Here is a 9,771-nt window from a genome sequence, read left to right as displayed (position 1 = left end):
GTGCGCCACAGCACCAACCAGACGCCGGTCGTGCCCGCCGCCCGCACCCGCTACCTGGCTGAAATTTCGGACACCGTGCGCAGCTACAAGAAACGCGCCGTGGCACAAGGCTAACTGGCGCGCGAAGTCCAGCAGTTAAAGGCAGCCGCTGCCATGTTGAAAGAAGGCAAGCCCGACCGGGCACCCGCCGCTGAGGCTGCACTCGACCTGGCCGGCCACCGCAAGGCCCGTATGGACGCTGACGCACGCGCCCTGCTGGCCCAGTGGCCTGACATGCAGACGGCGTACGCAGGCGATGAATACGTGGTGAAAATCCGCGACAAGGAAATCCGCACCGCACTGGTGACCAAATCCCTGTCTGGCACGCCGATTCGCAAAGTCAGCCTGCCCAAGTACCACGATGATGGCGAAGTGCTGCAGTGGCTGATGTTAGACAACGTGCCCGGCAGCTACCCCTACACCGCCGGCACCTTTGCCTTCAAGCGCGAAGGAGAGGACCCGACCCGCATGTTTGCCGGCGAAGGCGACGCCTTTCGCACCAACACACGCTTCAAGCTACTAAGCCAAGGCATGGCCGCCAAGCGCCTGAGCACGGCTTTTGACTCCGTCACGCTATACGGCAACGACCCCGACCTGCGGCCCGACATTTACGGCAAGGTCGGCAACAGCGGTGTCAGCATCGCCACGCTGGACGACATGAAGGTGCTGTATGGCGGTTTTGATTTGTGCAGCCCGAGCACGTCTGTCAGCATGACCATCAACGGCCCGGCGCCGACCATTCTGGCGATGTTCATGAACACCGCCATCGACCAGAACCTCGAAAAATTCAGAGCCGATAACGGGCGCGAACCGACCGCAACCGAGGTCGAGAAAATCCGCGAGTGGGTGCAGGAAAACGTGCGCGGCACGGTGCAGGCCGACATATTGAAAGAGGATCAGGGCCAGAGCACCTGCATCTTCTCGACCGAATTCAGCCTCAAGGTCATGGGCGACATTGCGCAGTACTTCGTGCACAACCGGGTGCGCAACTTCTACAGCGTCTCCATCAGCGGTTACCACATTGCCGAAGCCGGCGCCAACCCGATCAGCCAGCTGGCCTTCACGCTGTCCAACGGCTTCACCTTTGTTGAAGCCTACCTGGCGCGCGGCATGCACATCGACGACTTCGCGCCCAACCTGAGCTTTTTCTTCAGCAACGGCATGGACCCCGAGTACACCGTGATGGGCCGCGTGGCGCGCCGCATCTGGGCCGTGGCGATGAAAGAAAAATACGGCGCCAACGAGCGCAGCCAGAAGCTCAAGTACCACATCCAGACTTCCGGCCGCAGCCTGCACGCGCAGGAGATCCAGTTCAACGACATCCGCACCACCTTGCAGGCACTGATTGCGATTTACGACAACTGCAACTCCCTGCACACCAACGCGTTTGACGAAGCCATCACCACACCAACCGAAGAATCGGTGCGCCGCGCGATGGCGATCCAGCTCATCATCAACCGCGAGTGGGGCCTGGCGAAGAATGAGAACCCCTCACAGGGTGCTTTCATCATCGAAGAGCTGACCGAGCTGCTGGAAGAAGCGGTGCTGCTGGAGTTCGAACGCATCGCCGAACGCGGCGGCGTGCTGGGTGCGATGGAAACCGGCTACCAGCGCGGCCGCATCCAGGACGAGTCCATGCATTACGAGATGCTCAAGCACACTGGTGAGCTGCCGATCATCGGTGTCAACACCTTCCGCAACCCACACGGTGACGCGGTTCAGGACAAGCTGGAACTGGCGCGATCCACCGACGAGGAAAAGCAGAGCCAGCTCAAACGTCTGGAGGCCTTCCATGCCCTGCATGCCGCAGAGTCGCCTGCCATGCTTAAGCGCCTGCAGCAGGCGGTTATCGCCAACGCCAATGTGTTCGAGGTGCTGATGGACGCGGTACGCGTCTGCTCACTGGGGCAGATCACGAACGCGCTATTCGAGGTAGGTGGGCAGTACCGGCGGAATATGTAGGTTGCTATTTATTTGATAGCTGGTTGCGCCCGGTACGTAAGGGCTAGAGGTCGATTTAATTCACAACTTGGCTCGCCCAAATCTGTTGCATCACGCTTCGGTTGCAGCTTGGTTGGAACAATAGTTACAACTCCCCGCTCCCACTCTGTTTCCGCTGTGGGCCTGGGTGTCCTTTGCCGGCATTCTCAATGAGGCGCCCTGTTGGAAGTCCAAACCTACTGGGTTGAGAGTCTGAAGCGGACATGCGCCCAAACATCCCAATCACTGGCCTAGTGAGTACCCATAGACATGGGCTGGATTGTCCACAAGAATCCGTCGCCGCGCATCCGAACTGGTGGCCCACGAGAAGAGCAATGCGTACAGATCTGCATCCATGGGAATCGGATCTTGCGAGGGATGCGGCCAGTTGGTGGCCCACAGGCAGCGCTCGGGGAATCGTTCAACCAGCGTTCGTGCAAGAAGACTCACGTCGTCGTAGCGCGGACCTCCAGTCTTTGAGGTCTCATATGGAGCAGACAATTTGATCCAGGCGCGGCCGGTATCCAGCACACGCAGCAATGACTGAAACGACGGGTGATCCGGTGCCACCGGCTCCAGGAACTTTCCCGTGTGGTCAATCACGAGACGGCAAGGGAGCCTTTTGAGAATCTGTTCATGTTCCGGCGTGACTCTGCCATCGAACTGCAGGTTGATCATCCAACCGTGATCGCGCATGCGCGCGGCCATGGGTTCAAGAGAGCTCCAATCGAGGACACCGCCAATCAACATGTAACGCACGGCGCGCACCCCGTGCTCGTGGAGCCGCACAATGTCGCCGTCAGGTACGTCGGGAGCCAGCAGCGCCACGCCTCTTGCCGCGCCTTCGAACTGTCGCAACGCATCGATCATGCAGCTGTTGTCGAAACCGTAGGCGGTGGGCTGGATCAGCACTGCGCGCTCGATTCCCAGCGGCTTCTGCACCTGGGATCGATACAGGGACACGGGAGAATGGCGCGGCACCCAAGCCACATCGGGAACCGTGGGATAGCCATCTTCGTAGATGTGTACGTGGCAGTCACACGCGCCCGGATAATTTTCCAAGCCCAAGTCTTGCCTCATGCCGTTTCCTTCCTTGCATCACGCGATCTGTGCCAGCGAAGCGCGGAGTCCGCATTAACGGCCCCAACCGGCTCACGCCCAGCGATGATTGCCTCAACTTGCGAGACCGTCTCCATGGCCTGATGTTCGATGGCGGGCACCGTCAGTCCACCGATGTGAGGCGTGGCAATCACCTTGCGATGCGAAGCCAGACGCACTGTCGGCATTTGGTCGGGGCCATCTCCCACGTCCAGGGCGCAGCCCGCGATCTTGCCGCTGTCCAGGGCGTGCAGCAAGGCTGCTTCGTCCACGAGGCTGCCGCGCGACGCATTCACAAAGCAGGCACCGGGTCGCATGGCCGAGAATGCGCACGCATTCATAAGGTGACGATTGTCGTCGGTCGCTTTGGCAAGACATACCACGTAGTCGGATACCGACAACAGCTCCCCCAAACCCACCCGTCGCGCAGAAGGGTGCACTGCGGCGACATGAGGATCGTGCACCACGATGCGCATGCCCAATGCGTGCGCGAGATCGCAAAGGTAGCTCCCGATCTGGCCATAGCCGATCACGCCGATGGTGGCCCCACGCAGTTCGCGACCCATGCGCAACTCGACCGCATTGCCGATGCGGTAGTTCAGCGCATAGTCGCTCATGGAGCGGGCCAGATCGATTATGACGCCGACCACCCACTCAGAGACAGCGACCACGAATCCAGCACTGGCCTGTGTGACGAGAACGCCATGCCGACTGGCCGCGACCACATCGACGTTCCTGATGTCTATTGAACAGCGAACAAATGCCTGGAGGCTCGGCAGACTGAGAAACAGCGCCTCATCGCCAGCCGTCTGCCGATAAGACACGATGATGTCAGCGCCGGCAGCCAACTTCACCACTTTTTCTGAAGAAATGTCGCCGTCCAACGGGTTGAACGTGACAGTTGCCATCGACTGCAAGGCACGGATTGCCTTTCGACCATAGTACGGCTCCAGCATGCCCGGAGGATGACTCAGAAATACGGTAGTCACGTCATCAGTCCACCTTTGCACCAGAAATGGCGACCGCCCCGCGCCACCTGACGATCTGGTCGCCTACAAATTGGCCGAACTGCTCCGGCGTTGTCACGTGCACATCCGTGCCGCGCGCGCGAAGTACCTCGTTGATGGCAGGGTCACGCAGCACAGATTGCAGTTCACGACTGAGCCGGGTCACGACCACCTGCGGCGTTCCCGCCCGAACGTGGATGCCCGACCAACCCGCGGTGCCGCTTTCCGCCAGGCCCAGTTCCAACAAAGTCGGCACGTCGGGAATCAGGCTGGAGCGGGCCGCTGACGTCACTGCGAGTGCGCGGATGCGCCCGGCACGAATGTAGGGTAGTACTTCCGGCAAACCTGAAATCATGGCGGGTACCTGGCCGCCCAGCAAGTCGGTCAGTGCGGGCGCTGCTCCTTTATAAGGGATGTGCGTGAGCTCTAGCTGGGCTTTCTTCCGCAGGAGCTCCATCGCAAGATGCTGTGCAGAGCCGTTTCCCGGAGACACATACACCGTGGGTTTGACTGCGCTCCTGCTCACGCCAATAAAGTCCTGCAGCGTGCGTGCGGCGAAGTCAGGGTGCACGACGATCACACTGGGGGTGCTGCCGATCTGGCCCACCGGTGCAAAGTCCCGCTCCGTATCGAATGGCAGCGTTCGAAACAAGCTCGGGTTGACGGAGAATGGGCCCGAAGAGTAGAGCAGCGTGTAGCCGTCGGCATCCGCTTTAGCCACCAACTGTGTGCCAATGTTGCCTGCTGCGCCGGGCTTGTTTTCGACAACCACGGGCTGCCCGAGCCGCGACTGGAGGGCTTTGGCGACAATCCGGGCTGTGGCGTCTGACCCACCGCCGGCAGGCCAGGGGACGATCAAACGGATGGATCGATCAGGATACTCCGCCATGGCAATCGCAGCACCAAAGAGAAGGCAGAAGCACGCGAGTAGTCTGGAAAAAATGCGCATGTCGTGCCTCTTCAGTTCGCCGTGATTTTGGCGTCATCGATGACGCGCTTCCACTTGACAGACTCCTCGCGCACCAAGGTCGAGAACTCTTCCGGGGTTCCGCCAATGGTCTCGCCACCGGCGGTGGCGATCCGCGCGGCAACTCCCGGCATCGCCAGAATCTGACGCACATCGGCATTCACCTTCTTCACCACGTCTGCCGGTACACCAGCCGGACCTACCAGGCCTTGCCAATCGCGCACGACGACATTGAACCCGCTCTCTTTCAGCGTGGGCAGATCAGGGGTTTGCGCGGAACGCGTTTCCCCTGTGACCGCGATGCCGCGCAAGGTGCCGCCCTTTATCTGCGGCAGGGCCGACGGGGCCGCCGCGAACATCAGCGTGACGCTCCCCGCAATCACGTCCTGAATGGCGGGGCCAGATCCACGGTAGGGCACGTGGAGCATGTCAACGCCGGTTTGCAACTTGAAGAGTTCGCCGGCCAGATGCGAGGGTGATCCAGGTCCACCCGATGCGAACGCGATCGGCGTGCGCTGCGCCTTGGCATAGCTCACCAGATCGGCCGCTGTTTTCACAGGCAGGTTCGGCCCAACCACAAGCACGTTGCTCTGGCGAGCCAGCGCAACCAGTGGTGTGACATCTTTGGCGAGGAGATAGGGGGGCTTCTTTGCCAGCCCTTCAAAGACTACGTGATTGAGAATTAACAGGCCAAGCGTGTGGCCATCGGGTGCTGAGCGAACCACGGCGTTCATCGCGATGGACCCGCTGGCACCGGCCATGTTTTCGACAATCACTGGTTGCTGCCACAACCTGGAGAGTTCTGTTCCGATCATGCGCGCAAGCAGGTCGGAAGTGCCACCCGGTGGGTTGCCAATGAGGATCTTGACAGGCCTATTTGGAAAAGCTTCTGCCCAGGAAGAGCACGCAGTGAACGCCAGAAGGCTGCTCACAAAAAGGCCAAGTGTCTGGCGCAGCGTATTGCGACGAAGATTGATGGGATGCATGAGTTTTGTCTCCTTTATGAAATTTTTAAAGTTCTGGCTTGCTGCTCAAGCTACGGCTGCGAGCTGAGCAGCGCCAACGGATGGCTCTTGCCTCATCGGGCTTGAGCGATAAGTGCAATGCGCGCAACCGCGCGTCATAGGTTTGAAGCGCACCGGGCATCGCAGTGACGGGTTCAAGACAGACGTGTTGCGCGTGGGGCGGCACGTGGCAAAACAGCAGATCGGCACCTGTCGACTGCACATCGATTTCCAGGTCTTGTTCCAGAGGCAGAGTGAAGCGGCCGGCCCAGCCTTCGAAGATCGTGGTTTGGGGCCCGAGATCGTCAATCACCAGGTGGTGCCGTACCGCTAGGTCCTGAGCACGCGCAGGCAGTCGCACCTTCAAACCATCTGACCCAACATCGTGATGAGCGGCGGCAGCCAGCATGAGCGGCCGTTCCTGCATCTGGAGACCGGTGGCGGGATGGAACGGGTGCCACCCGATGCTTGCAGGCATGGTCGATTCGGACAGGTTGCGAATCTGAAGATCCACCTGCACCCCCGATTCCGACACCTCGATCTCCAGCGTCAGGTCGAATCGCCACGGCCATCCCTCGCGATCAGGTTCATGCAGGTGGCGCAAGATCGCGCGATCGCTTGAAGCATGTGAGAGCGTCCAGGCAACCCGGTGAGCATGCCCGTGCATTGCGTGGGGCGTCTCCGGTGGCGTGGGCAGGTTGACCTCACGACCGCTCCACGAAAAGCTGCCGTGCGCCAGCTTGTTGGTGAACGGGGCCATGGGAAACGCACCAGTTTTTGGCCAGGCGTGAGGATCAAATGCGGTGTCGCCATCGAAAGGCACCAGCAGGTCCCGCTCCCGGTGACCGTCGTTCCAGGTCAACGCAGTCATGCGGGCACCTGCAGCTGCCGAGACGCGCGCGCTGTAGGCGCCACAAGCCAGTTTGATCTGATCGTCAGGGCGCATCGTGCAACCCCATCCGGCGCAGGTATTCGACCGGTGCATCGGCCTTGTGCATCTCCGCCACCGCGAGCGCTCTCATGCGTTGTGCAACCGCCGGGTCGTCGACGGGCGACTGTTGGTCCGGGTCGGTTCGCAAGTCATACAACACAGTCACCGCATCGTTCTGAACCCCGGGTCCCTGGTGGTTGTAGAACGGAGACTTTGGCGTGGCAGGAACGCGAAGAACCGGCAGATTCTTGCAGTGCGCCAACGGTGCGGTAAGGGTGGCCTCGGCCAGTTCAGCCGGGCTGAACATGCCTTTCAGATGCATCGGCATGAGCGTGTACTGGTACAGATCTCCTCCATGCAGATCAGGCGGGTACATCAGGTAGGTGTAGCGCCCATCCGTCACATTGACCGCACTGCCGAACACTCCATAAATCGCAGCGTCGCGACCCGGAAGGTCGTTCTTGAGCATCGACAGAAGTGACTGCCCCATAGTGTCCGGCGGAATCTGCGCGCCAGCGATCTCCAGAATCGTTGGCATGAGATCGATGGTCTGCGTGAGTTCACTGCGATGACTGCCCTGCATCGACTTCAGGTGTGGATGGGAGACGAACAACGGGATGTTGGCCACCTCGTTGTAGCAGGGCATGACGTTTTTGGCCCACCAGTCGTGCTCTCCCAACAGAAATCCGTGGTCGGTAGTCACGATCAGGGCCGTGTCCTCCCACATGCCCTCCCGGTCCATGACGTCGAGTAGCCGGCCCAGTTCGTGATCGCACAGGGCCACGATGGCGGCGTAGTTCGCTCGGATTTCCTCACACTCCAGCGCGGTTTCGGTCACACGCGCATAGGGAGGCCAGTCAAACGTGGGTCCACGGTACTCGGTGGGATATGCGGCTCGGAACTCAGCGGGCGCATGAAACGGTTCATGTGGATCGAATGTCTCCAGGTGCAGAAGCCAGTTGTCCGCCTGGCGGTTGATCTGCAGAAAATCCAGCCCCGCATCAAAGCAGCGCACCGACGGAAAGTCCTTGTAATCGCGGATGAACTCGCGGTTGGCCATGTGCCGGGACAACTTGTGGCGTCTCTCATCGCTGAACTGACGCGGATGAAACATTTGCCGCCAACGCTCCCACGGCGGATCGACCATGGCCTTCCAGGGGTCTCCCTCCTGGCCACGAATGAACTCGTAACTGTCATAGCGGTTGTGATAGGTCGCCCCCCCGTCACCCCAGTAGTGAAAGTGGTCCGAAACCAGATGGGAGTACACCCCCCCCTGCTGCAGCAAGGCTGCAAAAGAGTTGTCAAACGGCTCCAGCGGCCCCCAACCTCTGTGCAAGAAGTTCAGGCGCCCCGTGTGCATGTCCCGACGCGCGGGCATGCAAGGCAAGCTGCCTACGTAGTGATTGTCGAATGTGACGCATCGATCGGCAAGGCGCTGGAAGTTGGGCGTTGCGATATTCACTCCGCCGTAGGGCTGGAGCGCTCTCCGGTTGAGTGAGTCGAACAGGACAAAGATGGTGCGCACGATTTCTTTTTGTGAATGAAACTGCACGCATCTTAGGCATGGACAGGGTATGCTACAAATCGAATATTTAATGCAATTTATCGATTTAGATGATTTATCCAAATCCACGGCACCTGCGCGCATTTGTCGCGGTTGCAACAACATCCAGTTTTGGCATGGCAGCCAAACAGGTTCACCTAGGACAACCAGCGCTCAGCCAGGCCATCGCCAATCTTGAGCAGATGGTGGGGGTGCCTTTGTTTGAACGAACAACCCGCGCCGTACGACTCACGCCGGCCGGTCTCGATTTTCTGGAGGACGCTCGCCGCGTTCTTGACGACAACGAGCGTTTGATGCGGCGTGGCTCGGAGTGGGCTACCTCACGTCGGGGTACGCTCAAGTTGCTGAGCATTCTCTCCGTAGCGCAAAGACTTTTGCCTCAGGTCGTGCGCGAGTTCACACGTGCGTACGAGGGCGCCAGCGTCGAGGTGTTTGATGTGCCTGATCCTTTGCTGCGACAAAAACTGTCGCGCCGTGAAGGCGATCTGGCTTTCATCAGCGAAACGAACATCGGCCCTGAGGAAGTGGTGCTTCCCTTCTTGCGCGACCCCTTTTTTTGCGTTTTCCCGGCTCAACACCGGTTCGCAGAGATGCGCAGCATTCCCACCTCTATGCTGACCGCCGAGCAACTCGTTCTCCCCCGCCGTGGTACCGCGTTACGCTCGTACGTAGACGGCGCGATTGGTCGCTTGAACCTCAAGCACCGCCCTGTGGAGGTCGATCATCTCGCCACGCTGGTCGGCATGGTGGAGAGCGGCGTCGGTGTGTGCCTGATTCCGGCACTCAGTTGCCCGCCTGCAGCGCTGCAGTCCGTCCTCGCGCGGCCGATTGATCACCCCAGCATATTCCGGCGTGTGGCCTTTGCCCGATTGCGCGATCAGGTCACAATGCCGCTCGTGGAATCGTTTGTGCATTTAACGATTCAACTGCTCGATGATGGGGACCTCGGGCTACCTCCCGGAGTTGAGCTGGTCCGGCCAACAACCAGCGCCGTGCGGAAGTTTTTGGGGCAGCAGTAATTTCAATTCGCAATAAAAACGGTAATAATAAGCTTCTTACTTTTTTAAGGAGCACCTTATGGCCAGAACCGCCAGCGGCATCGACTGCATAGCAGATGCCCGTGCATTTCGAGACAACGCCAAAACGGCTGAGGACTTGCGTCTGGCCTTGGCCGTACTGCT

7 protein-coding genes and 1 pseudogene are annotated in these 9,771 nt (G+C 59.9%); 2 read left to right on the top strand and 6 right to left on the bottom strand.

Annotation, left to right across the window (positions count from 1 at the left end):
* Window positions 1–2,001: pseudogene (locus ACESMT_RS20700) on the top strand (methylmalonyl-CoA mutase family protein); the annotation flags it as partial.
* Between the two features lie 261 nt (window positions 2,002–2,262).
* Here the strand turns inward: ACESMT_RS20700 and ACESMT_RS20695 are convergent.
* The 6 genes from ACESMT_RS20695 to ACESMT_RS20670 are packed head-to-tail and all read right to left on the bottom strand — an operon-like array spanning window position 2,263 to window position 8,551.
* Complete coding sequence (locus ACESMT_RS20695; protein WP_372828477.1) at window positions 2,263–3,099, bottom strand: amidohydrolase; 837 nt, start codon at window positions 3,097–3,099, stop codon at window positions 2,263–2,265.
* A complete protein-coding gene (locus ACESMT_RS20690; protein ID WP_372828476.1) occupies window positions 3,096–4,106 on the bottom strand; it encodes an NAD(P)-dependent oxidoreductase in 1,011 nt (336 codons plus the stop codon). The genes ACESMT_RS20695 and ACESMT_RS20690 overlap by 4 nt, the downstream gene beginning before the upstream one ends.
* A gap of 4 nt (window positions 4,107–4,110) precedes the next feature.
* Window positions 4,111–5,073, bottom strand: coding sequence for a tripartite tricarboxylate transporter substrate binding protein (locus ACESMT_RS20685; protein WP_372828475.1), 963 nt, complete (start codon window positions 5,071–5,073; stop codon window positions 4,111–4,113).
* A gap of 11 nt (window positions 5,074–5,084) precedes the next feature.
* Entirely contained in the window at window positions 5,085–6,077 is a 993-nt protein-coding gene (locus tag ACESMT_RS20680; protein ID WP_372828474.1) for a Bug family tripartite tricarboxylate transporter substrate binding protein, read from the bottom strand.
* 25 nt (window positions 6,078–6,102) lie between these two features.
* The gene (locus ACESMT_RS20675) at window positions 6,103–7,041 is read right to left on the bottom strand and encodes a hypothetical protein (protein WP_372828473.1); all 939 of its coding nucleotides are present in this window, start codon (window positions 7,039–7,041) and stop codon (window positions 6,103–6,105) included.
* A complete protein-coding gene (locus ACESMT_RS20670) occupies window positions 7,031–8,551 on the bottom strand; it encodes a sulfatase (RefSeq protein WP_372828472.1) in 1,521 nt (506 codons plus the stop codon). Before ACESMT_RS20670 ends, ACESMT_RS20675 begins: the two co-directional genes overlap by 11 nt.
* 89 nt (window positions 8,552–8,640) lie before the next feature.
* Here ACESMT_RS20670 and ACESMT_RS20665 point away from each other — a divergent pair, with 89 nt between their 5' ends.
* Window positions 8,641–9,609, top strand: a complete 969-nt coding sequence (locus tag ACESMT_RS20665; RefSeq protein ID WP_372828471.1) for a LysR family transcriptional regulator — start codon at window positions 8,641–8,643, stop codon at window positions 9,607–9,609.
* The last annotated feature ends 162 nt before the right edge of the window (window positions 9,610–9,771 follow it).

This window comes from Polaromonas sp. (assembly GCF_041689105.1).
Taxonomy (GTDB): Bacteria; Pseudomonadota; Gammaproteobacteria; order Burkholderiales; family Burkholderiaceae_C; genus Polaromonas.
Note: the sequence above shows the minus strand (reverse complement) of the source record. Positions and strands in the feature narration are given on the sequence as shown.

Bases quoted from the DNA above. Each gene is read 5' to 3' on its own strand.
- ACESMT_RS20695 (WP_372828477.1), bottom strand. From the start codon at position 3,099: ATGAGGCAAGACTTGGGCTTGGAAAATTATCCGGGCGCGTGTGACTGC.
- ACESMT_RS20685 (WP_372828475.1), bottom strand. From the start codon at position 5,073: ATGCGCATTTTTTCCAGACTACTCGCGTGCTTCTGCCTTCTCTTTGGT.
- ACESMT_RS20680 (WP_372828474.1), bottom strand. From the start codon at position 6,077: ATGCATCCCATCAATCTTCGTCGCAATACGCTGCGCCAGACACTTGGC.
- ACESMT_RS20675 (WP_372828473.1), bottom strand. From the start codon at position 7,041: ATGCGCCCTGACGATCAGATCAAACTGGCTTGTGGCGCCTACAGCGCG.
- ACESMT_RS20665 (WP_372828471.1), top strand. From the start codon at position 8,641: ATGATTTATCCAAATCCACGGCACCTGCGCGCATTTGTCGCGGTTGCA.